The 25,341-nt window shown below is 69.0% G+C and carries 23 protein-coding genes; 7 read left to right on the top strand and 16 right to left on the bottom strand.

What is annotated here, in order from left to right; genetic code table 11:
- Positions 1–33: 33 nt before the first annotated feature.
- From ABIN76_RS02830 to ABIN76_RS02765, 14 genes are all read right to left on the bottom strand, one after another.
- Positions 34–411, bottom strand: a complete 378-nt coding sequence (locus ABIN76_RS02830) for a metalloregulator ArsR/SmtB family transcription factor (protein WP_346958198.1) — start codon at positions 409–411, stop codon at positions 34–36.
- Positions 371–1,657, bottom strand: coding sequence for an MFS transporter (locus ABIN76_RS02825; RefSeq protein WP_346958197.1), 1,287 nt, complete (start codon positions 1,655–1,657; stop codon positions 371–373). The genes ABIN76_RS02830 and ABIN76_RS02825 overlap by 41 nt, the downstream gene beginning before the upstream one ends.
- A gap of 115 nt (positions 1,658–1,772) precedes the next feature.
- Entirely contained in the window at positions 1,773–2,495 is a 723-nt protein-coding gene (locus tag ABIN76_RS02820) for an EAL domain-containing protein (protein WP_346958196.1), read from the bottom strand.
- Between the two features lie 213 nt (positions 2,496–2,708).
- On the bottom strand, positions 2,709–3,242 hold the full coding sequence (locus ABIN76_RS02815) for a GNAT family N-acetyltransferase (RefSeq protein ID WP_346958195.1): 534 nt from the start codon (positions 3,240–3,242) through the stop codon (positions 2,709–2,711).
- Positions 3,243–3,274: 32 nt separating this feature from the next.
- On the bottom strand, positions 3,275–3,895 hold the full coding sequence (locus tag ABIN76_RS02810; RefSeq protein ID WP_346958194.1) for an L-threonylcarbamoyladenylate synthase: 621 nt from the start codon (positions 3,893–3,895) through the stop codon (positions 3,275–3,277).
- Between the two features lie 36 nt (positions 3,896–3,931).
- Entirely contained in the window at positions 3,932–5,074 is a 1,143-nt protein-coding gene (locus ABIN76_RS02805; protein WP_346958193.1) for an XdhC family protein, read from the bottom strand.
- Between the two features lie 9 nt (positions 5,075–5,083).
- The gene (locus tag ABIN76_RS02800) at positions 5,084–5,821 is read right to left on the bottom strand and encodes an SRPBCC family protein (RefSeq protein ID WP_346958192.1); all 738 of its coding nucleotides are present in this window, start codon (positions 5,819–5,821) and stop codon (positions 5,084–5,086) included.
- On the bottom strand, positions 5,821–7,116 hold the full coding sequence (locus ABIN76_RS02795; protein WP_346958191.1) for a VWA domain-containing protein: 1,296 nt from the start codon (positions 7,114–7,116) through the stop codon (positions 5,821–5,823). The genes ABIN76_RS02800 and ABIN76_RS02795 overlap by 1 nt, the downstream gene beginning before the upstream one ends.
- On the bottom strand, positions 7,109–8,032 hold the full coding sequence (locus tag ABIN76_RS02790; RefSeq protein ID WP_346958190.1) for a MoxR family ATPase: 924 nt from the start codon (positions 8,030–8,032) through the stop codon (positions 7,109–7,111). Before ABIN76_RS02790 ends, ABIN76_RS02795 begins: the two co-directional genes overlap by 8 nt.
- Positions 8,029–8,658, bottom strand: a complete 630-nt coding sequence (locus tag ABIN76_RS02785; RefSeq protein ID WP_346958189.1) for a nucleotidyltransferase family protein — start codon at positions 8,656–8,658, stop codon at positions 8,029–8,031. Before ABIN76_RS02785 ends, ABIN76_RS02790 begins: the two co-directional genes overlap by 4 nt.
- Positions 8,642–9,592: an XdhC family protein gene (locus ABIN76_RS02780; RefSeq protein WP_346958188.1), complete on the bottom strand. Its 951-nt coding sequence runs from the start codon at positions 9,590–9,592 to the stop codon at positions 8,642–8,644. Before ABIN76_RS02780 ends, ABIN76_RS02785 begins: the two co-directional genes overlap by 17 nt.
- A gap of 1 nt (position 9,593) precedes the next feature.
- Positions 9,594–11,987 (bottom strand): aerobic carbon-monoxide dehydrogenase large subunit, encoded by a 2,394-nt coding sequence (locus ABIN76_RS02775; protein ID WP_346958187.1) that lies wholly within the window; start codon positions 11,985–11,987, stop codon positions 9,594–9,596.
- Positions 11,984–12,547 carry a (2Fe-2S)-binding protein gene (locus tag ABIN76_RS02770; RefSeq protein ID WP_346958186.1) on the bottom strand — a complete coding sequence of 188 codons (564 nt, stop codon included), beginning with the start codon at positions 12,545–12,547 and terminating at the stop codon, positions 11,984–11,986. Before ABIN76_RS02770 ends, ABIN76_RS02775 begins: the two co-directional genes overlap by 4 nt.
- Positions 12,548–12,552: 5 nt before the next feature.
- Positions 12,553–13,443 (bottom strand): xanthine dehydrogenase family protein subunit M, encoded by an 891-nt coding sequence (locus ABIN76_RS02765; RefSeq protein WP_346958185.1) that lies wholly within the window; start codon positions 13,441–13,443, stop codon positions 12,553–12,555.
- A gap of 119 nt (positions 13,444–13,562) precedes the next feature.
- Between ABIN76_RS02765 and ABIN76_RS02760 the strand changes: the two genes are divergently transcribed.
- Together ABIN76_RS02760 and ABIN76_RS02755 are read left to right on the top strand one after the other, a co-directional pair.
- Positions 13,563–14,543 carry a LysR family transcriptional regulator gene (locus ABIN76_RS02760; protein WP_346958344.1) on the top strand — a complete coding sequence of 327 codons (981 nt, stop codon included), beginning with the start codon at positions 13,563–13,565 and terminating at the stop codon, positions 14,541–14,543.
- A gap of 120 nt (positions 14,544–14,663) precedes the next feature.
- A complete protein-coding gene (locus ABIN76_RS02755) occupies positions 14,664–14,981 on the top strand; it encodes a DUF6457 domain-containing protein (RefSeq protein ID WP_346958184.1) in 318 nt (105 codons plus the stop codon).
- A gap of 87 nt (positions 14,982–15,068) precedes the next feature.
- On the opposite strand, the gene ABIN76_RS02750 is transcribed toward ABIN76_RS02755, so the two are convergent.
- Together ABIN76_RS02750 and ABIN76_RS02745 are read right to left on the bottom strand one after the other, a co-directional pair.
- Positions 15,069–17,426: an FdhF/YdeP family oxidoreductase gene (locus tag ABIN76_RS02750; RefSeq protein WP_346958183.1), complete on the bottom strand. Its 2,358-nt coding sequence runs from the start codon at positions 17,424–17,426 to the stop codon at positions 15,069–15,071.
- A gap of 336 nt (positions 17,427–17,762) precedes the next feature.
- Positions 17,763–19,538, bottom strand: coding sequence for a long-chain-fatty-acid--CoA ligase (locus ABIN76_RS02745; RefSeq protein WP_346958182.1), 1,776 nt, complete (start codon positions 19,536–19,538; stop codon positions 17,763–17,765).
- Between the two features lie 215 nt (positions 19,539–19,753).
- On the opposite strand from ABIN76_RS02745, the gene ABIN76_RS02740 reads away from it, so the two are divergent.
- The 5 genes from ABIN76_RS02740 to ABIN76_RS02720 all read left to right on the top strand — a co-directional run bounded on the left by ABIN76_RS02740 (position 19,754) and on the right by ABIN76_RS02720 (position 25,226).
- Positions 19,754–21,136, top strand: a complete 1,383-nt coding sequence (locus ABIN76_RS02740) for an MBL fold metallo-hydrolase (RefSeq protein WP_346958181.1) — start codon at positions 19,754–19,756, stop codon at positions 21,134–21,136.
- A complete protein-coding gene (locus ABIN76_RS02735; protein WP_346958180.1) occupies positions 21,133–22,449 on the top strand; it encodes an erythromycin esterase family protein in 1,317 nt (438 codons plus the stop codon). The genes ABIN76_RS02740 and ABIN76_RS02735 overlap by 4 nt, the downstream gene beginning before the upstream one ends.
- Before the next feature lie 222 nt (positions 22,450–22,671).
- Positions 22,672–23,541, top strand: a complete 870-nt coding sequence (locus ABIN76_RS02730; protein WP_346958179.1) for a universal stress protein — start codon at positions 22,672–22,674, stop codon at positions 23,539–23,541.
- Between the two features lie 255 nt (positions 23,542–23,796).
- Positions 23,797–25,008: an inorganic phosphate transporter gene (locus tag ABIN76_RS02725; RefSeq protein WP_346958178.1), complete on the top strand. Its 1,212-nt coding sequence runs from the start codon at positions 23,797–23,799 to the stop codon at positions 25,006–25,008.
- Entirely contained in the window at positions 25,005–25,226 is a 222-nt protein-coding gene (locus ABIN76_RS02720) for a hypothetical protein (protein WP_346958177.1), read from the top strand. The genes ABIN76_RS02725 and ABIN76_RS02720 overlap by 4 nt, the downstream gene beginning before the upstream one ends.
- The last annotated feature ends 115 nt before the right edge of the window (positions 25,227–25,341 follow it).

Below are 25,341 nucleotides of genomic sequence, written 5' to 3'. Positions count from 1 at the left end.
CCTGCGGCAGCACGTCAGCAGGCAGTGTGGAATTCAGTCGTGCGTCGGCTCGCCGGTGATCCGGTGATCGGCGTGGTTGATGGTTTCGCGGATCAGCCGGACGAGGTGTCCGTCGTGGAGGGAATAGATGACGTGTCGGCCGTCTTTGCGGGTGTCCACGAGTCCGCTGAGGCGGAGTTTGGCCAGGTGCTGGCTGGTCACGGTCCGCGGCACCCCGGCGGCGGCGGTGAGCTCGGTGACGGTTTTGGGTCCGTCGGCGAGCTGCCAGAGCAGGTGCAGGCGGGTCGGTTCGGCGAGCATTCGCAACGTGCCGGCGGCAGTCTCCAACAGCTGCGGTCCCGGGGTGACCGGGTGGGCCAGGGACGGAGCGTCAGGGGCGTGATCCGGCGCGCTGTCGGGTTGACTGCTCAACGCTCTGCTCCTTCTCCGCCGGTTCCTTGGCTGCTGCGGCGTGGTGCCGGGGCCAGGACAGGAATGCACCTGCACTGCCTATCATCGCAATAATTGTCAGCGCCATGGCAGCCCAGCCCAAACCGGCCATGGCCCCAACCCATCCGGCCAGCGGATACGTCACGATGTAACAGGCGTGGGAGAGGGAGAACTGGGCCGTGAACACGTATGGCCGGGTCTCTTCGGTAGACGCATCCCGCAGCAGCCGTGAAGAAGGGGTGAGGATGGTGGAGTTCGCGGCGCCCAGCAGGAACCATAGACCCACCAGCAGCCACCATCCCGACCCTGGGGCGCCCAGCAAGGTCAGTGCCGCCGTAGCGGCCAGGACCAGCGGAATGGCGGCGGCGCCGGAGAGCATCACGGCACGGTCCCCGAACCGGTCCAGGACCCGTGGCGCAGACAGGGCCACGATCATCGACCCGACCCCGAAGCAGGCCAACGCCGGCGCCAGGTCGGTGTCCGGCCGGTGCAGGACATCCCGCACGTAGACCACTGTGTTGACCAGCACCAGCGCCGTCGGGGCGGCGACCACGAGGTTCAGCGCCAGCAGGGACCGCAGTCGACGGTTCCGCCAGAAAATCCTGGCTCCCAGGGTAGTCCGGTGCCATAGCGAAGTCTGCGGCGCCGCGGAGGCGGAGACCCGCGGCAGGACGGTGATGGCGACCATGAGCGCCGAAAAGAGGAACCCGGCGACGGTCCCGAGGAAGAGATTGTTGTAGCTGAGCGCGGTCAGCAGCAGTGCAGCAACGGCCGGGCTGACCAGGGCTTCCATGTCGTAAGCCAGCCGGGACAGCGACAGTGCCCGGGTGTAGTCCTTTTCCTGGGTCAGGATGGTGGGGATCAGGGACTGGAACGCCGGGGTGAACGTCGCGGACGCACTCTGCAGCAGGAAGATCACGATGTAGATCTGCCAAACGTCGGTAATGAACGGAAGGCATAGGGCCATCGCGGCCCGGATCAGGTCCGCCCCGATTAGGACCCGTTTCTTTGGCCATCGCGCGGCCAGGGCGTTGATCACCGGAGCCAGGCCCACATAGCCCAGCATCTTGATCGTCAGTGCGGTGCCAAGCACCGCTCCGGCGTTGCTGCCGGCCAGGTCGTAGGCCAGGAGCCCCAGCGCGACGGTGAGCAGCCCGGTGCCGATCAAGGCCACGATCTGGGCTGCGAACAGCCGTCGGTACGGCACGTTCTTCAGAACTGACCACATCAGCGAAACCCCTCAAGTGCATACGTGCATGGTTATGCACTTATGCTAGTCGATGGGAGCGCATGTGCCGCGTTCAACCGGCCCCGGTTGGCAGCCGCGGCGGGCTCCGCTGCGGCTACGCGAAAGCGGCGACGTCGTGACCGGACCCGGCATCCACATTTACCTGTGGAAGCTTCTCGAAAGCGGGCTTCCCCAGCCAGTATCCCTGGAACAGCCGGATGCCCGTACCCTTCAGCTCCAGGAACTCCGCCTCAGTCTCGATGCCTTCTGCGAGCACCGTGATGTTGAGCTCCCGGGCGATATCGACGATGCCGGCGACGACGGCCTGGCGGGCCGGGCTGGTGTCAATCCCGCGGATGAGCTTCATGTCAATCTTCATCAGGTCCGGCTGGAAATCGACAAGGAGGCCCAGACCCGCATGACCGGCGCCGAAGTCGTCGATGGCGGTGGTAAAACCATGCTTGCGGTATTCGGTGATGATGTTCGTAAGGTGGGCGGTATCCGAGACCTCCTCATTCTCCGTGAACTCGAACATGATCGACGAGGTCGGAAAACTGCACCGGCTGGCTGCGAGCAGTGTCGCGCGTAGGCAGGCAGCCGGTTCGTAAACCGCGTTCGGCATGAAGTTGATCGACAACATCAACTCCTCACCCGCCGGAAACAGCCGCGATGCCAGCTCGATTGCCTTGACGCGACAGTCCTGGTCGAAACGGTACTTCTGCTCCGGCGACACCTTTGACAAAACTTCGTAAGCGCCCTCGCCCGACAAGCCCCTGACCAGCGCCTCGTAGCCCCACACGCGGCCGGCAACGGCGTCATAGATCGGCTGGAAGGCCATGCTGAAATCGAAGTCAAGTTTTGAAGATGTGGTGCAGCCGTCACAGGCCATGTGGGAGTCCCCTCTCGTGGTTTAGGACTACCGTAGGACACGAGTGCCGCCGTCGAGGGTCCGAACACAACTGGTTGTTGGCCGTGTCGCGAACCTTCGACGCGAGTGAAGCGCTTGGCACCTTTCCCGCCGGATCAGGCTCCGCGTCATAGCGCTGAGCGTTTAGGGTGCCTCCGGCCGAACGGTATCGATCCAGTAGCGCCGCTTGCCGTTGCGGCTGTCCTCGTAGACGCCGCCGTTCTTTTCGATGGCCGCCCGGGATCCGGCGTTGTCCTCATCGCAGGTGAGGAGGACCCGGGGGATTCCCAGCTCCCGCGCCAGCGGCAGGGCGTCAGCCAGCGCTTTCGCCGCATGGCCGCGGCGCCTGGCGGAGGGTCGCACGCTGTAGCCGATGTGCCCACCCTCATTGAGCAGGAAATCGTTCAGTTCGTGCCGGATGGCAAGTGAGCCCAGGAACGTGTCACCCTCCACGATCCACAAATACGTGCAGGGCACGTAACCCGGTTTCCGCTCGGTCTCCGGCAGAGCGTCATTGAGGAGGACATCGACAAAACGACGGAACGACCCGGCGTCCCTGAGTTCTTCCAGAGGCCAGTCATCCGCGCCCCCGCCGTCCCGGCGCGCGCCCTCAAATTCTGCGGACCCTTCCAGCCAGGAGGAGTGGAAGCTGACGTCAGGCACAGTGAGGCGGGGCATGCCAGGATCGTATCCCAGGGGCGGGGGCCCGACTATTCAAACCGCGACGGGTCGCCCATACCGTGGCGGACAACCTCGGCAACGCCGCTGGAGAAGTCGATGACCGTCGTCGGCTCCGCCCCGCAGTCGCCGGAATCGATCACGGCATCCACCACGTGGTCCAGCCGCTCCTTGATTTCCCAGCCCTGGGTCAGGGGCTCTTCCTCGTCCGGGAGCAGCAGCGTGCTGGAGAGCAGCGGCTCGCCGAGTTCGGCCAGCAGAGCCTGGACCACCTTGTTGTCCGGGATGCGCACGCCGACGGTCTTCTTCTTGGGGTGCAGCAACCGCTTCGGCACCTCCTTGGTGGCCGGCAGGATGAACGTGTAGCTGCCCGGCGTCACGGCCTTGATGCTGCGGAAAACGTCGTTGTCGATCTGGACAAACTGCCCCAGCTGGGCGAAGTCCTTGCAGACCAGCGTGAAGTGGTGCTTGTCATCGAGGTGCCGGATGGCGCGGATCCGGTCCAGCGCGTCCCGGTTCCCCAGCTGTGCGCCCAGCGCGTAGCAGGAGTCGGTCGGATAGGCGATCAGGCCGCCGGACTTCACCATGTCCACCACCTGCGTGATGGATCGCGGCTGGGGGTTGTCGGGGTGCACATCGAAATATCTCGCCATGGCACGAGCTTACGCCCGACGCCGGTCGTCCCGCCGCTAGGCCTGCTGCCCGTGATGCTGCTCGTCGTGGTGGATCCGTTCGTCCAGCTGCCGCAGCGGTTCGCCGCTGCCGCTCCACTGCGTGGCGATGATCTCCGCGGCGATGGACACCGCCGTCTCCTCCGGGGTCCGGGCGCCGAGGTCCAGGCCCACGGGGCTGTGCAGCCGGGACAGTTCGGTCCCGCCCAGTCCCGCCTCGCCCAGCCGCCGGAGCCGGTCCTGGTGGGTGCGCCGCGACCCCATGGCCCCGATATAGGCGACCGGGCCGCCGCGCAGGGCCACCGACAGCAACGGAATGTCGAACTTCGGATCATGCGTGAGGACGCAGATGACGGTCCGTTCATCGACCAGGCCCAGCTCCTGCTGCCCGGCCAGGTAGCGGTGCGGCCACTCGTTGATCACCTCGGCAGCCTCGGGAAACCTGGCCGGAGTGGCGAAGACGGCGCGGGCGTCGCAGACGCTCACCCGGTAGCCCAGGAACGTACCGAGCCGGGCGAGCGCCGCGGCGAAGTCGATGGCCCCGAAAACGAGCATCCGTGGCGGCGGGGCGTAGCTGGTGAAGAAGATCCGCATCCCGCTGTCCAGCCGCTCCCCGTCCGGGCCGTAGCTCAGGATGCCGGTGCGGCCCACGGCCAAGTAACCCTGGCAGTCGTCGCCCACGGCGAGGTTTGCGCGCTCCGAGCCCAGGTTGCCCTCGAAGCCGTCCGTCCGCACCACCAAATGCCGCCCCAGCCAGGTGCTGTCCGGGTGCTCGATGACTGTGGCCACCCCCACCCGCTTTTCGTCCTCGATGTCCTGCCGCACGCCGTCGAGCGCCGCGAAGCGCTGCGCCGAGACCGGCTCAACGAAGATGTCGATGATGCCGCCGCAGGTGAGGCCGACGGCGAACGCGTCGTCGTCGCTGATCCCGTACCGCACCAGCACGGGGACCCCGTCGTCCCGGACCTGGCTGGCCAGTTCGAACACCGCGCCCTCGACGCAGCCGCCGGACACCGACCCGACGGCGGCGCCGCCGGCCGTGACCAGCATGGACGCGCCCGGAAGCCGCGGGGCGGACTTGAACGTGTCCACCACCGTCGCCAGCCCCGCGGTTCTGCCTTGCCGCCAGTCCGGCATGATGGCTGCCAGCACGTCCCGCATGGAGTGCTCCTAAAGCCGTCCGCAGAGCCGGAGCATCCGGAACGCCGACCGGCGGCCGGCCCAGTAGGCCAGGCAGGCGACCGCCGCGAGCAGGCCGAGGGCCTTGCCGGGGCTGGAGAGCTGGTCGGCGGCGATGCCCTTGACGAGGCTGACGGCGTCCAGGCCGCCCGACGGCGGCGCGGGCGGCGCCGTTGGCGTGGGCGGCGTTCCGGGGCCTGCAGGGGAGGGGGCGGCCGGCGCGTGGGCGGCGGTCGGCACCTGTTCGGCCGCCGCGGGGGCCGCGGCGGCGGTTGCCGGCTCCGGTTCGGCCAGCATGGTCTGCAGGTTACCGGCGAAGAGCCCCATCATCTGTTCGGTGACGCTGCCGATCACGCTCTTGCCCATGGCCGCGGCCTTGCCGGAGAGCGCCAGATCGGCACTGACTGTCCCGTGCGTTGTGGTCCCCTCTTGGGTCAGCGCCAGTGTCACCGTAGCTTCGGCGGTGCCCTGGCCCCGGGTTTCCTGTGCCTTGCCGCCCAGCACGGCCCGGTGCTCGGCGGCGTTCCGCTCCAGGACATTGAGCAGGCCCCGGTACTGCATGTTTACCGGACCCAGCTTCACGGTCATGCCCACCTGGTAGGCGTCATCGGAGAGCTTGTTCAGGATCTGGGCGCCCGGGAGGCAGCCTGCCACCCGTTCAAAATCCATCAGGGTGTCCCAGACCTTGCCGATCGGTGCCACCACCGCGAAACTGCTGTCTATCTGCATTAGCTGCTCCCTTGATTTGCGATCCCTTGACTTCCAACTTTGTGTCCTCCGGGTGCGGAGGGGCCATCGCCGCGGATGGCGGCCGCCACCTCCGCCAGCGCCGTGTAGCTGTGCCCGCTGACGAAGGCGTCGCAGTAGGGCAACGCGGCGGCAATCCCGCCCGCCAGCGGCTGATACTGCGGCGCTGCTTTCCGCGGGTTCACCCAGACCACCCGGTGCGCGAGCCTGCGCAGCCGGGCCATCTGGGTCGCGACCTGCTCCGGATCCTCCTGCGCCCAGCCGTCGGAGAAGACCACCACCACGGCGCCCCGGGCGAGTCCGCGGCGGCCGTGTTCGTCCAAGAACCGGCGGAGACTCTCGGCGAGCCGGGTGCCGCTGGCCCAGTCCGGTGCGGTCGCGGCGGCCTGCGCCAGGGCCAGGTCCGGGTCGCGGTGGGCCAGTTGCCGGGTCAGGCGTGTCAGCCGGGTGGAGAACACAAAGGCTTCCGCTCCGGCGGTGGCGACGGCGCCCTGCAGCAGGGCCAGGAAGATCCGGGAGTACGGCTCCATCGATCCGGAAACGTCGCACAGCAGCACCAGCTTGCGCCTCAGCCGGCGGCGCCGGGCGTACAGGAGACGGGGGGAGTCGGCGCCGGAGCGGCGGGCGGCCCGCACGGTGGCCCTGATGTCCAGGCGTGCGCTGCTGTGCGGGGATTTGCGCGTGCGCCGGCTCAGGCGCTCGGGTGTGGCCAGCAGGATCCTGGCAGCCAGCCGGCGGATCTCCGCGGCTTCCACGTCGGACAGGGCGGCAAAGTTCATCCCGTGCAGGTGCTCTTCCGTGGACGCCATCGCCAGGACGGCCTCCCGCACGGACTCCGGCCGGTTGCCGGCGTCGTCGCTGCCGGCGGTCAGCGCGGGCGGCCGTAGGGCGGTGCTGCCGGGCTCGGCGGGGCGGCCGCTCTGCTTGGCGGGCCGGGTCCGCGACCCGTCCGCGGGCGGCGGCGGAGCCGGGACAGGGACGGGTTCCCCGGCGCGGCGTTCCAGCGAGGCGGCGGGATCGAAACCGCCCTGGAACACGGCGCCGAAGACGGCGTCGAACACCGGCAACTGCTCGTGGCCCGAGACAAGCACTATCCGCAGCGCCCAGTAGAGCCGCTCCAGGTCGGTGGGCGGGACCAGCGCGAGCGCCTCAGCCAGCCGGGCGGCCCGGTCCGGCGAGCAGGAAAGGCCGGCGCCGCGCAGGGCCGTGATGAAGGCCGCGGCCAGGGCGGCAGCCTCGACGGCCGGCGAAGAGGGCGGAGGCGCCGATTCAGTCATCGGTGCCGTCCACCAGCCAGGCCGCGCCACGGGAGCCCACCAGCTCCAGGTCGTCGCGGTTCTTCACGATCGAACCCCAGGTTTGTTCCGCCGTGGCGGCGTCGATCCGCTCAATGCCGAGCACCGCGAGCGCGGAGACCCAGTCGATGGCCTCGGAGATCCCGGGCGGCTTTGCCAGGTCAAGGGTCCGCAGCCGGGTGATCACCGCGGCGGCCTGCAGCGCCAGCGGGCCGCTGCTGGCGGGCACCCGGCGGCGCACAATCTCGGCGATCCGGGCCGGCCCGGGATAGTCGATCCAGTGGTAGAGGCAGCGCCGGGTCAGCGCGTCGTGCAGGTCCCGGGTGCGGTTGGAGGTCAGCACGACGATCGGAGGATGCGTGGCGCGGATGGTGCCCAGCTCCGGGATGGTGACCGAGGCCTCCGCGAGCAGCTCAAAGGTGAACGCCTCAAACTCGGCGTCGGCCCGGTCGATCTCGTCCAGCAACAGCACAGCCGGCCGCGGCCCCGGGTGTTCAATGGCCTGCAGCAGCGGCCGACGCAGCAGGTACTGGGGGCCGAACAGCTCGGCCTCGCTGACGTCGGCGTCGCGCGCTTCGGCCAACCGGATCCCCAACAGCTGGCGCTGGTGGTTCCACTCGTAAAGCGCTTCGCCGGCGTCGATCCCCTCGTAGCACTGCAGCCGGTACAGCGGGGTGTCCAGCAGCTCCGCCAGTGTCTTGGCGGCCTCGGTTTTGCCCACTCCGGCCTCGCCCTCGAGCAGGATGGGCTGCGGCAGCCGCACCGCGAGGAACAGGGCGGTGGCCAGCCCGGTGTCGGCCAGATAGTCGTGTTTGTCCAGCGCGGCCATCAGCGCGGCCATGTCCGGGATCCGCCGCTGCACTTCTTCCTCCGCCCCGGTCCGGGCCGCCGTGTTCACCCGGCCCCCTGCAGCTCGGCCAGCACCCGCCGGTAGTCATCCTCGGTGTCGACGTCGAGGGGGACATTGCCCGGTGTGGGAACCTTGATGACGTCCTCCGCCCGCTGCTCCAGCAGCTTCCACACGGCTTTGTCCCCGTGCAGCGACGCCAGGTCCGGGAACAGTCGCCGGCTGAACGCGAGGGGATGGCCGGGGCCGTCGTCGTAGCGGCACACCGCCGCCCCGGGACCGTCCGGCCCGGCCAGCGCCCGCAGCAGCGGGGCCACGCTCGCCGCTCGGATGCCAGGCTGGTCACCCAGCAGCAGCACCACCGCTTCGGTGTCCGGCCGCAGCACCGCGATCGCCGCGGCGATCGAGGACGAGCATCCCTGGCCGTAGTCCGGGTTGAGCGCCACCTCGCAGCCCGTGGTGTCCACGGCGCCGAGGACCTCCCGGGCCGATCCGCCCAGCGCCAGCACGGTCTGCGCGAACCCGCAGCGCCGGGCCGTCGCGAGCACGGCGTCCAGCAGCACGCCGTCGCCGTAGGGCAGCAGCTGTTTGGGCCGGCCCAGGCGCTTGGACGCCCCGGCCGCCAGGATGACAGCCGCGGTGACGGCATTGGAGGGGAATTCACATGCTGGGGGCATAGCGCTCCGGATCCTTGCGGAAGGCGGCGCGGCAGCCGGGGGAGCAGAAGTACACGGTGGCGCCGTTATGCTCGAGCTGCAGCGAGGATTCGGCCACCGGCACGGACATCCCGCACACGGGGTCCACCGCGGTCTCCGGCTGCGGCGCGGACGGCGCCGGAACCCCGCCGGACTGCGCGCTGTTCTGCGCGCCGTTCTGAGCGCCGGCCCGTGCCGCGGCCCGTTCCTGGACCAGCTGGGCGAGGATGGACAGCGCGATTTCAGCAGCGGTGCGGGCGCCCAGCTGCAGGCCCGCCGGGGTGTACACCCGGGAGCGCAGCGCTTCGTCGACGTCGAGCGAGTCCAGTACGGCGGCGCCGCGCGATTCGCTGGCGACCAGCGCGACGTAGGGCACGCCGGCCCGCAGGGCGGCTTCGAGGGCACTCTCCTCGGCCTTCCCGTGCGAGGCAACGATCAGGGCGGCGTCGTCCGGGTGGGGTTCGGCGGCCCCGCCCTCGGCGAGTTCGACGTCGAAACCCACCCCGGACCCCAGCGCGGCGAGGGCCTGCGCCACCGGCGTCGTCCCCACGACCACAACCCGCGGCGCGGGCAGGCGCGGCTGCAGGAAGATTTCGATCGCGCCGCCGCTCAGGCACGGGTTGGACACCTCGACGGCGCCCTCCTGCGCGCGGCGGGAGGGTTCCCCGGGCAGCACCCGCAGCAGCAGGGGTTCCCCGGAGGTCAGAACCTTCAGGCCGTACTCCCGGACCGAGGATTCGACGCAGTTCCCGCCGACGAAGCCCTGGATGTCGCCGCCGGGCAGCACCAGGGCGGTGTCCCCGGCGCGGGCGCTGGTGGGATGCTGGGCGCGGACCACCGTGGCGTGCACGTACGGCTCGCGGCGGGCTGCGAGCTCGCCGGCCCGGGCGGCGATGGAGTCAGCGGCGGTAGTCATCTCAGATCGGCGGCCTTGCCCGGCCCTGCATGGCCGCCCAGACCCTGGCCGGTGTGCACGGCATGTCCATGTGCGTGACCCCGAACGGCGCCAGTGCGTCGACCACCGCGTTCACGATCGCCGGCGGGGAGCCGACGGTGGCGGACTCGCCGATCCCCTTTGCGCCGATCGGGTGGTGCGGGGAGGGCGTGACCGTGAAGCCGGTCTCCCAGTCCGGGACTTCCATGGCGGTGGGGATCAGGTAGTCCATAAAGGAGCCGCCCAGGTTGTTGCCGTCCGCGTCGAACTCGATGATCTCCATCAGGGCCATCCCGACGCCGTCGGTCAGCCCGCCGTGGACCTGGCCCTCGATGATCATCGGATTGATCCGGGTCCCGCAGTCGTCCACCGCGATGAAACGCCGCACCTTGACATGGCCGGTGCCCGGGTCAACGTCGACGACGCAGATGTAGGCGCCGAAGGGGAAGGTCAGGTTGGGCGGGTCGTAGGTTACTTCCGCGTCGAGGTACCCGTCGACGCCTTCGGGCAGCGTCATGGTCCCGTGGGCGGCCATCGCGATGTCCTCGATGGTCTTCCCCGCGCTGGGGTCGCCCTTGACGAACCAGCGGCCCTTTTCCCATTCCAGGTCCTCCGGGCGGGTCTCCAGCATGGCCGCGGCAATCAGCTTCGCCTTTTCCCGCACCTTGCGCGCCACGAGCGCCACGGCGCCGCCGCTGACCGGCGTCGAGCGGCTCCCGTAGGTGCCCAGGCCGAACGGCGTCTGGTCCGTGTCGCCGTGGACGACGTCGATGTTCTCCGGCGGGATGCCGAGTTCCTCCGCGACGATCTGGGCGAAGGTGGTTTCGTGGCCCTGCCCCTGGCTTTGCACGGACAGCCGCACGACGGCCTTGCCGGTGGGGTGCACCCGCAGTTCGGCGCCGTCGGCCATGCCCAGGCCGACGATGTCGAAGTGCTTGCGGGGCCCGGCTCCGACGACTTCGGTGAAGAAGGAGATGCCGATGCCCATCAGCTCGCCCCTGGCGCGCTTCTCCTTTTGTTCGCGCCGGAGGTCCTCGTAGCCGGCCAGCTGCATGGAGAGCCGCATGGCGGCCTCGTAGTTGCCCGAGTCGTAGACCCAGCCGGTTTTGTTGGCGTAGGGGAACTGTTCGGGCTTGATGAAGTTCTTCAGCCGGAGCTCCGCGGGGTCCATGTCCAGCTTCCGGGCCAGAATGTCCACCATCCGCTCCACCAGGTACACGGCCTCGGTGACGCGGAAGGAGCAGGCGTAGGCCACCCCGCCGGGCGCCTTGTTGGTGTAGACGCCGGTCACCTTGCAGTAGGCGGCCTGCAGGTCGTAGCTGCCGGTGAAAATGGAGAAGAAACCGGCAGGGTTCTTGGTGGGCTGGGCGGTGGCGTTGAACGCGCCATGGTCGGCCAGCACGTCGGTGCGCAGCGCCAGGATCTTCCCGTCCTTCGTCGCGGCGATCTCGCCCTTCATGATGTAGTCGCGGGCGAAGGAGGTGGACATCAGGTTCTCGGAGCGGTCCTCCATCCACTTGACCGGCTTGCCGGTGACGATGGAACCGACGACGGCCAGGATGTAGCCCGGGTAGATGCCGACCTTGTTACCGAAGCCGCCGCCGATGTCCGGGGAGACGATCCGGATCTTGTGCTCCGGGATGCCGGCCACGATCGCGAAGAGGGTCCGGTGCGCGTGCGGGGCCTGGGTGGTCTCGTAGAGCGTGAGCTTGCCGTCTATGGGGTCGAAATCGGCGACGGCGCCGCAGGTCTCCATCGGGGCCGGGTGCACCCGCGGGTACACCATCTCCTGGCTGACCACGACGTCGGCGCCCGCGAACACCGCATCCGTCTCCGCCGCGCTGCCCATTTCCCAGTCGAAGATCTTGTTGTCCGTCCGGCCCTCGATTTCGTCCCGGATGAGGGGCGCGTCGGCGTCGAGGGCCCTGCGCGCGTCGACCAGCGGCGGCAGCACGTCGTATTCGACGTCGATCAGTTCCAGCGCGTCGCGGGCGGCGTAGCGGTCCTCGGCCACGACGAACGCGACCTCCTGCCCCTGGAACCGGACCTTGTCCGTGACCAGCACCGCCTGCACGTCGGCGGAGAGTGTCGGCGCCCAGGCCAGCTTGAGGCCCTCCAGGTCCTTGCCTGTGATGACGGCGAGGACCTTGGGGTGCGCCAGGGCGTTGGTGGTGTCGATCGACACCAGACGGGCGTGCGCCACCGGGGCGCGCAGGATCGCGCCGTGCAGCATGCCGGGCAGCACCAGGTCGTCAAGGTAGTGACCCTTGCCGCGGACGAAGCGGGGATCCTCCTTGCGCTGGATGCGGCCGTAACCGATCGGCCGGTCCGCGTCGCCGGCGGCGGGGTTGCTCTCCCGCTCGTGGATGACAGTCATGCCTTCACCTCTGCGTCCTGGGTTTCCGTGGCGACGTCCGCCACCACGGTGTCGGTCCCGTCGAGGACTTCGTCGGCTCCCTCGGCCCCGCCGGCGGCGGACGCCGGATGGGCGGCGGCCCACTGCACCGAGCGGACGATTGTCGCGTAGCCGGTGCACCGGCAGATCTGCCCGGAGATGGCCTGCCGGATCTCGCCGTCGTCCGGGTGCGGGTTCTTGTCCAGCAGGGCCCGGGCGGTGAGCATCATGCCCGGCGTGCAGAAACCGCACTGCAGCCCGTGTTCCTCCATGAAACCCTGCTGCACCGGGTCAAGCGTGGCCCCGGTGGCGAGTCCCTCGACGGTGCGGATGTCGTGCCCGGCGGCCATCGCCGCGAGGACGGTGCAGGACTTTACCGGCTGGCCGTCCATCAGGACCACGCAGGTCCCGCAGTTGCTGGTGTCGCAGCCCCAGTGGGTGCCGGTCAGCCCCAGCACCTCGCGGAGGTAGTGGACCAGGAGCACCCGCGGCTCAATTTCGCTGCTGACTTCGTTGCCGTTCACGGTCATGCTGATCTGCATGCGCTTCAGCCTTCCTGCGTCTGGGCGGCTGTCCGGGCGGCGCGGGCGCAGGCCTGCCGCAGGACCCGCCGGGTGAGTTCGTCGGCGAGGTGCCGTTTGTAGTCGACCGGTCCGCGCTGGTCCGCTACCGGGTCGCAGGCTGCGGCGGCCAGCCGCCCGGCGTCGGCGAACAGTTCCTCGGAGGGGTGCTTGCCGCGCAGTGCCGCGGCGGCTTCCGCGACGGTGTGGTCCAGGCCCAGGGCGGTCAGCCCGACGGCGGCGTCGGCAATGCGGCCGTCCTCCTCGAGCGTCACCGCCGCGCCAGCGGCCCCCACGGCCCAGTCGCCCACGCGCCGCTCCACCTTCTCGTACGCGCTGGACGAGCGGGGCCGGATCGGCAGGCGGACCTCGCACAGCAGTTCGTCCTGGCCGACGGCGGTCTGGTACGGGCCGCGGTGGAAGTCGCGCATCGCCAGCGTGCGCTCGCCGCCGGGGCCGCGGATCACGGCCCGGGCACCGAGGACGTCGCACACCGTGGAGAGGTCTTCGGCCGGGTCGGCCTGGCAGAGTGAGCCGCCGATGGTCCCGCGGTTGCGAACCACCGGGTCGGCGATCACCTGTTCGGCGTCCCGGACAATCGGGAACAGCCCGGCGATCTCCTCCGATTCCAGCAGCGTGCTGTGGCGGGTCAGGGCGCCGATGCGCAATTCCCCGCCGTCGCGCAGGATGAAGTCCAATTCGAAGAGGTCGTTGATGTCGATCAGCCATTCGGGCCGCGAGAGCCGGAGCTTCATCATCGGAAGCAGGCTGTGGCCGCCGGCGACGACCCGGGACTCAGGTCCGTGGCGTGCCAGAAGCTCGAGCGCGTTCTCCACCGTGGTGGCCCGAACGTAGTCGAATGGAGCCGGAATCTGCATGGTCCCACCTCACTCCAAGGCGCGGGCAACGTCGCCCGGCGCCGGTTTAACGCAAGTGTTGCCCCGCCCCGGCGGGGGTGTCAACATCGTCATAAGCGAAAGGTTATGAAGCCGTGCCGATGACGTTGAGCCAGTTGCGGACGTTCGCGCTGGTGGCGCGCCTGGGCTCGCTCCATGCGGCCGCGGCTGCCCTGGGCGTCAGCGAACCCGCGGTGTCCGCGGCCTTGGCGGCGCTCCGGCAGGACCTGGGCGATCCCTTGTTTGCGCGGGCTGCCGGCGGGATCACCCTGACGCCCGGCGGCCGGGCCCTCGCGGACTATGCGCAGGACATTGTCGGGCTCGCGGACCAGGCCCGCTGGGAGGTCGGTAACGCCAAGAACGACGCCGGGCGGCTCAAGATCGCCGCCACCGCGCCGTTTGCCGAGCACGCGGCCGGCCGGCTGCTGGACCTGTTCACCAAACGCGTCCCCGGCGCCTCGGTGGACGTGGTCGCCGAAGCCGCCGAGGATCTGGCCGGGCTTCTGCTGGAGCGGGCCTACGACATTGCCCTTGGCGCCCGGCCGCCGGCGCCTGCGGGTGTCCCGGCCGCCAACTCCGGCCTGGAATCGGTCCCTTTCCTGCGCTACCAGCGGGTCTTTGTTGCGGCCGCGGCCGACCCCCTTGGCCGGCTGCACGGCCCGATCGCCATCCGGCGCCTGCTGGGCCGGCCGTGGTTCGCCGGGCCGGCGGGAATCCTGCCGGGTTCGGAGGAGGGCCGCTGGCTCGCGTCGCTAGACGTGGCGCCGGAAATCATCCGGCTCAGCAGCGAGACAGAGGCCCTTGCTGCCGTGCGGGCAGGGGAGGGGACCATGCTGGCCCTGGCGCACATCGTCCGGGCCGCGGTCCACGGCGGCGCGCTGGTGCGGCTGCCCGTGGCCGGAACCCCGGTCGCCGGCCTGTGGTGGGCCAGCACGCTGGGCCAGCACAGGACCACGACCATGGCCCACACCCTGCAGCGGTTCGTCGGCACTGCCGATGCCACGGCGGCGATGGTCGCCCACAGCGGTTCACGAGGGCTGGAGCGCCGCGGCTCAAAGTTCCACGTCGCCCTGTGGAGCTGACCCGGCTGGCCGCAGGTTATTGGCGGGGTTCCTTGTGTCGCGTTGCACATTGGCCGGAATCGGTGCTACCCCTTGAGGGATAGCCGATCCACCGAAGCACCCGACGATGAGGAGTAGCACATGACTTTGCCCCGAGACGAAGACAGCTCGCTGCGGCACTGGAGCGCCCGCTTGATCCAGGCCCTGCAGATCCTGGACCTGGAAGTGGACCACGAGAAAATCGTCCAGGTGGCCGACGAATCCCTGAAGGCCGTCGGACCGCACGCCGATGCCATCAGCGCGTTCATCGTCGGCTACGCCGCCGGAACGGCGTCCACCAACGGCCGCAAGGGCACCGACGAAGCGGTGCACGCCGCGTCGAACAAGGTCCTCGAACTGTGCGAACACGGCGAGGCCGGCGGCCCGGACGAAAAGGGCTGGGCCAAGCGCGCCCAGTAGCACCCGGAAGGCGCCACCGCCGGTCAGCAGGAAGGCCGCGTCCCCGTTGGGGGCGCGGCCTTCCTGTGTCCGGTTGGGCGCGGCGGTTTAGGCCGGCAACGTGACTCCCGGGGCTGCATGGAGCCGGGCCGGGCTGTCCGGAGACTGGTCCAGGCTGGGCTCAAGCCGGACAATCACGGCCTTGGAGATCGGGGTGTTGCTGCCCTCGGCCGTGTGGTTCAGCGGCACCAGCACGTTGGCCTCCGGATAGTAGGCGGCCGCGCAGCCGCGCGCCGTCGGGTAGGAGACCACGCGGAACTTGCGCAGTACGCGCTCGACGCCGTCCTGGTACTCGCCGTGGATGTCCACGAAGAGTCCGTCCGCGAGGCCCAGTTCGGTGAGGTCGTCCGGATTCACGAACACCACGTGGCGGCCCTTCTTGATGCCCCGGTAGCGGTCGTTGTGGCCGTAGATGGTGGTGTTGAACTGGTCGTGCGAGCGCATGCTCTGCAGGATCAGGGTGCCTTCCGGACGCTCCACGTGTTCGAGCTCGTTCACGGTCAGCACGGCCTTGCCAGTCGGCGTCGGGAACGTCCGGGAATCACGCGGACCGTTTTCGAGGATGAAGCCGCCTTCCTGGCGGATCCGGGTGTTGTAGTCCTTGCAGCCGCCCACAACCCGTGAGATGTGGTCCCGGATCAGGTCGTAGTTCTTCTCGTAGCCGTCCCAGTCGGCCCTGATCTTGTCGCCCACGAGGGCCTTGCCCAGGCGGCTCAGGATGGCGGGTTCGGAGAGCAAGTGGTGCGACACGGGCTCCACGCTGCCCCATGAAGGGTGCACCGCGCAGACGGTGTCTTCCACCGAGACGAACTGCTCGCCGGATTCCTGGATGTCGATCTCGGACCGGCCCATGGTTGGCAGGATCAGGGCCTCCGCGCCGGTGACCACATGGGAGCGGTTCAGTTTGGTGGAGACCTGGATGGACATTTCGGTCCCCGCCACGGCCGCCTCCGCGGCGTTGGTGTCCGAGATGGCGCCGACGAAGTTGCCTCCGACGGCCATGAACACCTTAATCTCGCCTTCCTGCATCCTGTTGATCGTCTCGACCGCGTCCACGCCGTGCTCGCGGGGCGGTTCGAAGTCGAACTCCTCGCCGAGGGCTTCCATAAAGGACTGCGGCATTTGTTCCCAGATGCCCATGGTGCGGTCGCCCTGCACGTTGCTGTGCCCGCGGATCGGCGACGCGCCCGCGCCGGGCTTGCCCATGTTGCCGCGCAGCAGGAGCAGGTTAATGATCTCCTTGATGGTTGCCACGCCCTTTTTCTGCTGCGTGATACCCATGGCCCAGGTGATGATGACCTTGTCGGCCTTCAAGTAACGGGCGGCAAGCTCGTCGATCTCCTCCGTGCGCAGCCCGGTCGCTTCCAGCACCGCGGCCTCGTCCAGCAGGGCCAGGTGCTCCTTGAGCTCCTCGAGGCCTTCGCAGTGCTCGGCAAGGAAGTCGTGGTCCAGCACGGTGCCGGGGTTTTTGGCCTCGGCGTCGAGCACACGCTTGGAGACGGCCTGCAGCAGCGCCATGTCCCCGCCGATCCGGATGTGCAGGAACTGGTCGGCGATCGGGGTGCCGCGGCCGATGATGCCCTTGACCTTCTGCGGGTTCTTGTACCGGTGCAGGCCCGCCTCCGGGAGCGGGTTGACGGCGACAATTTCGCCGCCGTTCTCCTTGCAGTTTTCCAGTTCGGTGAGCATCCGCGGATGGTTGGTGCCGGGATTCTGGCCCATGATGATGATCAGGTCGGCATCCGCGTAGTCGTCGAAATTGACGGTTGCCTTGCCGATGCCGATGGTCTGGCCCATGGCCCAACCGGAGGACTCGTGGCACATGTTGGAGCAGTCCGGCAGGTTGTTGGTGCCGTAGCCGCGGACCAGCAGTTGGTAGAGGAAGGCGGCCTCGTTGGAGGTGCGCCCGCTGGTGTAGAACGACGCCTCGTCGGGGGAGGCGAGGCCCTTGAGCTTGTCCGTGATGATCCGGATCGCGTCATCCCAGCTGACCGGCTTGTAGTGGTCCTCGCCGGCGGGCTTGTAGACCGGCTCGGTCAGCCGGCCCTGCATGCCCAGCCAGTAATCCGAGTGGTTGCGGAGCTCGCTCACGGAGTGCTCCGCCCAGAACTCGGACGCGATGACCACCGGCGTCGCTTCCCAGGTGACGGCCTTGGCACCGTTCTCGCAGAACTCGAAGGCTTTCCGGTGGTGCGGGTCCGGCCAGGCGCAGCTGGGGCAGTCGAAACCGTCCTTCTGGTTCATCGACATGACAGTCTTGCGCGTGCGGTTCAGCCCCATCTGCTCGATGGCAGGCTTCATGGAGTGGTAGACGCCCGGGACGCCGGCGGCCCAGTGCTTCGGCCCGTCGCCGACCTCCAGGTCTTTTTCGTTCGTTTCTTCAACGTGCGGAGTCTTACGAGTCACGACAACTTCCCTTCTGCAGTCGCCGCCGGTAACCCGGCGGCGGGCACAACTACCTCTAGGCACCCTACCTGTCCTCTTATGACAGGCCTATCAGCTTGCCCGGAGCGCCGCAAGCAAATGGACGGCGCCGACGGCGGGCGGCGATCCAGATTTGCCCAAGGTCCGTCCCGCATCCTTGCACCACCATCAACTTCTTCAGGCGGAGGCCCGTCACCGGACCGCCGCCGTCCCGCCGCGGAACAACAGCCAGGGCCGCGTCCCGGAAGCATGTGATGGGACCGCTGGCTGCCGGGTTCCCAGCGACCCGGCAGCCGGCCCTGCCACCGTCAGCGCACGTCAGCGGCCGGCAGCGTCGTCCCGGCGGCCGGCCACCAGCATGTCCCGGATCTCCCGGCGCAGCACCTTCCCGATCAGCGAGCGCGGCAGCACGTCCATCACCACCACGCGGCGTGGGACCTTGTAGGCCGCCAGCTCCCGGCGCGCAAACGCCAGCAGGGCCGCCGGGTCGACGGTGCTTCCCGGGGCCGCCACGACCGCCGCGACGACGTCCTCCCCGCCGCCGGGCCGGGGGAGCCCCACCACCGAGACCTCGGCGATGCCGGGGTATCCGGCCAGGACGTCCTCCACCTCGGTGGGCGAGACGTTGAAGCCGCCGGTGATGATCAGTTCCTTGATCCGGTCCCGGATCGCGACGAAGTAGTCCTTGTCCACCGAGACAATGTCGCCGGTACGGAACCAGCCGCCCTCCAGCAGGGCCTCCTCGGTCTCCTTCGGCCGGTTCCAGTAGCCGGTAAAGACCTGCGGCCCGCGGATCAGCAGCTCGCCCGCTTCGCCCGGGGCGCGGTCGATCCGGACGTTCTGCGGATCCACCACGCGGATGTCGGTCAGCGGGAACGGGACGCCCACCGTGCCAGGTTTGCGGCTGGGGCCAAACGGGTTGCCCACGGAGATGGGGGAGGTTTCGGTCAGGCCGTAACCCTCGATCAGGTAGCCTCCGGTGGCCTTCTCCCAGGTCTCCACAGTCGCGGCCGGCAGGTTCATGGCCCCGGAAATGGAGAAGCGGATGCCCTTGAGGCTGATGCCCTGCCGGGCCGCCGCGGCAGCGATCCGGTCATAGATCGGCGGCACCGCGGGGAGGAAGGTCGCGGGGGACTTCCGGTACGCCTTGAGCACCAGGTCGACGTCGAACTTGGGAAAGAGCACCAGCCGGGCGCCGATGCTCAGCGCGAAGGTCATGCACAGGGTCAGGCCGTAGGCGTGGAACATGGGCAGCACCGCGTACACGGTTTCGCTCCCGTCCTTGAGCCCTGGAACCCAGGCGCGGCCCTGCGCGGCGTTTGCCTGCAGGTTCGCGTGCGTCAGCATGGCACCCTTGGGCTCGCCGGTGGTGCCGCTCGTGTACTGCAGCACCGCCAGGTCTTCCGGGGCGGGGCGCGGGTGGCGCTTCTTCAGTTCCCCGGCGTCGAGGAGGTCCCGCCAGGGCAGCACGGTGCGCTGCACCCCACCACGGGTCCGGGGCGCGGGCTTGCCGGCGGCGAGCGCGGCCCGCGCCTTGCGGGCCGCCGGAAGCGGCAGCCGCAGCGCGAGCCGTTTGCCCAGCGGCATCGCCGCGATCAGATCCACCGACACAACGCTGCGCAGCCCGACGTCGTCCGGCAGCTGCAGCACCCGATCCACTGCCTTGTCCCAGACGACGGCGACGGTGGCGCCGTGGTCCTCGAACTGGTGGCGCAGCTCCCGGTCCGTGTAGAGCGGGTTGTGTTCCACCACAACCGCGCCCAGGCGCAGCGCGGCGTGGAAGGCAACCACGTGCTGCGGGCAGTTCGGCAGGACCAGTGCCACCCGGTCGCCGCGCTTCACACCGAGTTTCTTCAGTCCGGCGGCCGCCCGGCTGATCAGGGCCCCGAGTTCCCGGTAGCTGGTCCGGGCGCCGAAGAATTCCAGCGCCGGCTTGGCGCCGAAGCGCCGGACGGAGGAATCCATCAGGTCCACGAGGGAGCCCGCGGGCAGCTTGAGGTCGGCGGGGACTCCCGGACTGTAGTGCCTGGTCCAGGGACGGTCCGCCCAGGGGAGGCCGGGAACCGGGGCGCCGCGGGAAGATCTCTTGTTCATGCCGTTGTCCTTGCCACTGGGAATAGCGGAGCCGGTTTCCCTTCCGGCCCGAGAGCCTGCCCGGAGAGCCTGCCCCAAAAAGCCTACCGGTGCCGACGCCGGGGCCCGTGCCGCCCGCCGCCACCCGCTGCCGGCGCGTGCCGTGACTTTCGGCCCTAGGTGGGGGCCCGCATTGCGCGGAAGGTGGGTTTGACGGATTCGGGAACGGAAGCACCATGAAACACGAGCAGCCGACCCTCCGGTTCTTCGGTGCAACGGACACCGTGACCGGCTCCCGCTACTTGCTCGAAGCCGGCGGACGCCGGGTGCTGGTTGACTGCGGGTTGTTCCAGGGCTACAAACGCAGCCGCGAGCGGAACCGCATGCCCTTCCCGGTGCCGCCCCGCTCGATCGACGCCGTCGTCCTCACCCACGCTCACCTGGACCACACCGGCTACGTGCCCGCGCTGGTCCGGGACGGCTTCGCCGGGCCGGTTTACGCCACCGACGGGACCACCGAGCTGTGCAAGCTGATCCTTCCGGACAGCGGCTACCTGCAGGAAGAAGAGGCCCGGTATGCGACGCACCGCGGATCCACCCGGCACAGCCCGGCGCTGCCGCTGTACACCGCCGCGGACGCCGTCAGGTCGCTGAACAGCTTCAAGATCCGCGATTTCGACGACCCGCTGGATCTTGGCGGGGGCATGGAAATGACTTTCGTGCCGGCCGGCCACATCCTGGGGGCCGCGCAGGTCCACGTCAGGTTCGGCTCCCGGTCGGTGCACTTCACCGGCGACCTGGGCCGTTCCGATGATCCGTTCATGTTCCCGCCACGGCCGCTGGGCGCCGTCGACGTGCTCGTCACGGAATCCACTTATGGCAACCGCGCGCACTCCACCCTGGATCCCGAGAAGCAGCTCGGGGAGATCATTACCCGGGTCGCCAAACGTGGCGGGGTGGTGATGTTCGCCGCCTTCGCCGTCGGACGGGCCGAGACTCTCATGCTTTACCTGTCCCGGCTCCGCCGCAAGAACGCGATCCCGGACATTCCGGTGTACCTCAACAGCCCGATGGCCATCGACGCCTCGGATATGTACCAGCGGCATCCCGAGGAGCACCGGCTCAAACGGGACGAATACGAGCACATGTACAGCATCGCCAAGCTCACCCGCAGCGTGGACGACTCCAAGCTGCTGAACCTGCGCGGCGGACCGATGATCATCATCTCGGCCAGCGGCATGCTCACCGGCGGCAGGATCCTGCACCACCTCGCCGCGTACGGCACCGACCCCAAAAACGCCCTCATCCTCAGCGGCTACCAGGCCGGCGGCACCCGCGGCGCCGCACTCGCCGCGGGGGAGCGTGAGGTCCGGATTTACGGCGAGGACGTGATGATCCGGGCCGAAGTCATCCAGCTGGAGAACCTGTCCGCGCACGCCGACGCGGACGGCATCCTCAACTGGATGAAGGCCGCACCGCAGGCGCCGCCGATGACCTACATTACGCACGGCGAGCCGGACGCCGCGGACGCGCTGCGGATCCGGATCAAACGTGAACTGGGCTGGCGGGCCAGGGTGCCGGAACACCTGGAACGGATCGACATCGGGGACCCGCGGTGAAACCCGGCAGCGTCACCAAGGCTGCAGTGCTGGGCGAGATCCATTCCCTCGCGCGGCAGCTCCGCAGCGACCGGGACCTCGACGGGCTGGTCCGCCGGGCCGGGGAGTGCCGCTTCACCGCGATCGGGGAAGCCTCGCACGGAACCCACGAGTTCTACACCTGGCGTGCCACGCTCAGCCGCCGGCTGATCGAGGAACAGGGCTACACCTGGATCGGCGTGGAAGGTGACTGGCCCGACTGCTGGCGGATCAACCAGTGGGTCCGCGGGCAGGCCGGGCAGGACCAGGGCGTCCATGCGCTGCTTGCGGGGTTCCAGCGCTGGCCCACTTGGATGTGGGCGAACGAGGAAGTCGCCGGGTTCCTGGACTGGTTGCGGACCTGGAATTCGCGCCGGCCGCTGCCGGAACGGGTCGGCTTCTACGGCCTGGACGTCTACTCGCTCTGGGATTCGCTGCGCGAGATCATCGCCTGGCTCCAGGAGAACCAGCCCGCCGCCGTGCCCGCCGCCATGCGGGCCTGGCAGTGCTTCCTGCCGCACCATGAGGACCCGCACCAGTACGCGTGGAGTACACGGCTGGTCCCGAACTCCTGCGAGGCCGACGTCGTGGCCCTGCTCAGCGAGGTGCGGAGCCGGGTCTTCGGTCCGGGCGATCACGACGAGGAGGCATTCGACGCCGTCCAAAACGCGGAGGTGGCGGCTAACGCCGAGCATTACTACCGCATCATGGTCCGCGGCGACCGGCAATCCTGGAACGTCCGGGACCACCACATGGCGGACACAATCGACCGGCTGAGCCGGCACCTGGGGGCCGGCTCCAAGGGCATCATCTGGGAGCACAACACGCATGTGGGGGATGCCCGGGCCACGGACATGGCGCAGGACGGTCTGGTCAACGTGGGCCAGCTGCTGCGCGAGCGGCACGCCCCGGAGGGGGTCCTGCTGGTGGGCTTCGCCGCCCACCGGGGAACGGTCATCGCCGCGGATGCCTGGGGGACGCCGGAGCGGATCCTGCCCGTGCCCGCGGCGCGGCCGGGCAGCCACGAGGATTTCCTGCACGAGGCCCTGGGCGTGCCGGCGGTGCTGGACTTCGGCGACGACCGCACCGGAGCGTGGCTTTCCACTTGGCTCGGGCACCGCGCGATCGGGGTGGTCTACCACCCGGAGCGGGAGCAGGGGAACTACGTGCCGACCCGGATGGGCGAGCGCTACGACGCCCTGATCTGGCTCGAGCAGACGGCCGCGTTGCGCCCGGTGCACCACGAAGGGCCGCCCCGGGAGCCGGAGTTCGAGACCGAACCGACCGGATTCTAGGGCCTCCCCGTGCGGGGCTTAAGGCCCTAACCGGCGGGCGGGTGCCGGGGCACACTGAAGTGTCGGCAGAGCCTCGGTGCTGCCGGCGATTCATGCCAACAGCAGCGGCCGCCAACAGCGGTCTCCGCCGCGGTCTCAGCAGTGGTCACAGAACGGTGCGCTGCGGGGGCCACCGTAGGGGTCGCGTACACGTTCACGCTATGGAAAAGAGCAGGATTCAGCATGAGTAAACCAATTGTCGTCGGCATCAACGGCTCGGCGGGCAGCGAAGCCGCGCTTGCGTGGGCGCTCGAGCGCGCTGCCCAGCACAAACTCCAGGTCCTGGGCGTCCACGCCGTGGATGACCGCTGGATGTCACCGGACTTCCAGTACCACGAGCTCATCCGCGAGTCGGGGATGGAACTGCTGGAGAAGGCCAAGGCCAACGCGAAAAACCAGGCCCCGGACGTGGACGTGGATGTCCAGCTCCGGCACGGCAGCCCCGGCTCGGCACTGCGGGAGGCGTCCAAGGACGCCTCGATGGTGGTGGTTGGGTGCCACGACAAGCACTGGATGGACGGCGGGCCCATGACGGACCGCGCACTCCAGATCGTTTCCGCCTCGGACAGTCCGGTGGCCGTCATCCCCAGCGCGCGCAGCACCGGCAAGCGCGGCGTGGTGGTCGGCGTGGACGGGTCCGAAGAGTCCCTCCAGGCCGTGGCGTTTGCCGCTGCCGAGGCCGATCGCGGCGGCGACGAACTGACCGTGGTCCTGGCCTTCCGCAGCCCTGCCCGCTGGGTTGAGCACCAGTTGCCCGAAAGCGGACTCGCGGAGACGATCGTCGAGGAGGACCGGGTGGTCCTCGCCGAATCCGTGGCCGGCCTCGGGGACAAATACCCCGACCTGGTGGTTCACCAACGTCTCGAAACCGACACCGAGCCGGCGAAGGCACTCGTTGACATCGCCCGGGAGGCGCGCCTGCTGGTGGTCGGCAGCCGCGGCCGCGGCGGTTTCTCCCGGCTGGTGCTCGGCTCCACCGCCCACGCGGTGCTGCTGAACGTGCCGTGCCCCACCGTGGTGACGCGGGTGCACAAGGTCAAGCACGAGGACTGACCCCGTCAACGGACCAATTGCCGGCGAGGCCCCCTTCATCTGGAGGGGGCCTTCCTGCCGCCGGTCCGGCTCCGGGAGCGGCCCACAGCCCGTGTTTTGCCCCGCACCCATTCGCACGTACGATCTATAAGGTTTCAAGACAGCTTTGGTGAACTGCGCAAGTGACTCCGGCTAAACAGCCGGTGAACATCGACCCGACCAGGCCGCCACGGGGAATGAAACTGCTGACCGTCGACTCTGCAGATTGGGCAACAGGTGGAAATCACCGTAATGGTGGCGCTAGTCATAACGCTGGCGCTGTTCTTCGACTTCACTAACGGATTTCACGACACCGCCAACGCGATGGCCACGCCCATCGCGACCGGCGCCATCAAGCCCAAGACCGCCGTCGCCCTCGCAGCCGTGCTGAACCTCGTGGGCGCTTTCCTGTCCACCGAAGTGGCGAAGACGGTGTCCGGCGGCATCATCCGCGAAGGCTCCGACGGCATCCAGATCACCCCGGACATCATTTTCGCCGGCCTGATGGGCGCGATTCTCTGGAACATGATCACCTGGCTCAAGGGCCTGCCCTCCAGTTCCTCGCATGCCCTCTTCGGCGGCCTCATCGGTGCCGCTATCGCCGGCATCGGGCTGAACTCGGTGAACTTCGCCTCGGTGTTCCAGAAGGTCCTCCTGCCCGCGGTTTTCGCCCCGGTGATCGCGGCTGTCGTGGCCTACATCTGCACCCGGCTCGCCTACGCCCTGACCGCGCGGCACGATCCGGAGACCGGCAGCAAGCTCACGCAGAAGCGCGGCGGGTTCCGTACGGGGCAGATCTTCACGTCCAGCCTGGTGGCCCTCGCGCACGGCACGAACGACGCGCAGAAGACGATGGGCATCATCACCCTGGTCCTGATTTCGGCCGGCAGCCAGGCCCCCGGCTCCGGCCCGCAGCTCTGGGTTATCGCAGCCTGCGCCCTGGCCATTGCCATCGGCACGTACTCCGGCGGCTGGCGGATCATCCGGACCATGGGCTCCGGCCTCACCGACGTCAAGCCCGCCCAGGGCTTCGCCGCCGAGACCAGCACCGCCGCCGCCATCCTGGCCTCCTCGCACCTGGGCTTTGCCCTGTCCACCACTCACGTGGCCTCGGGTTCGGTCATCGGCTCGGGAATGGGCCGGCGCGGCACCACGGTGCGCTGGGGAACCGCCGGGAAGATCGTCCTCGGCTGGCTCTTCACCCTCCCGGCCGCCGGGATCGTCGGGGCCCTGACCGCCATGCTGGTGCACACCGGCACGGTCGGGTTCATCATCGCCGCGGTCGCCGGCACGGCAGCCGTGATCTACATGTTCATCGCGTCGCGGAAATCCCACGTCGGCCACCACAACGCCGTCGAGGTCGAAGAGGCCGGCCAGGCCATCCGCTTCGCTAAGAAGAAGGCGGCTGCAGTCAGCCGCGGCAACAACACCAAGGGTGGCCTGAAATGAAGTGGCTTGAACTCGTCCAGGTAGCGGGGGCCACCCTCGCAGCCGCCGTGACCGTGACCGTCCTCTACGCGCTGGGCGTCCGGCTGACGGCCATCGCCGGGGACGTGCGGACCACCCAGCCCGGCTGGATCCGGCCGCTCTCGTACGTGTGCTTCGGCCTTTGCGGCCTCGCCGTGCTCTTCGGGCTGTACCTGATCATTCCGTACTTCAGCAAGTAGCCCGCAGACGTTGGCCCCGGCGGCCCCAGGCCGTTAAGCCGTGCTGGAAACCCGCTCCGGGAAAGCCCGGGCTCTGGGAAAGGCCGGGCTCTGGGAAAAGCCACCGCGGATGGCT

Origin of the sequence: uncultured Arthrobacter sp. (assembly GCF_964021775.1) — a bacterium.
In the GTDB taxonomy this organism is placed as follows: Bacteria; Actinomycetota; Actinomycetes; order Actinomycetales; family Micrococcaceae; genus Arthrobacter.
Note: the sequence above shows the minus strand (reverse complement) of the source record. Positions and strands in the feature narration are given on the sequence as shown.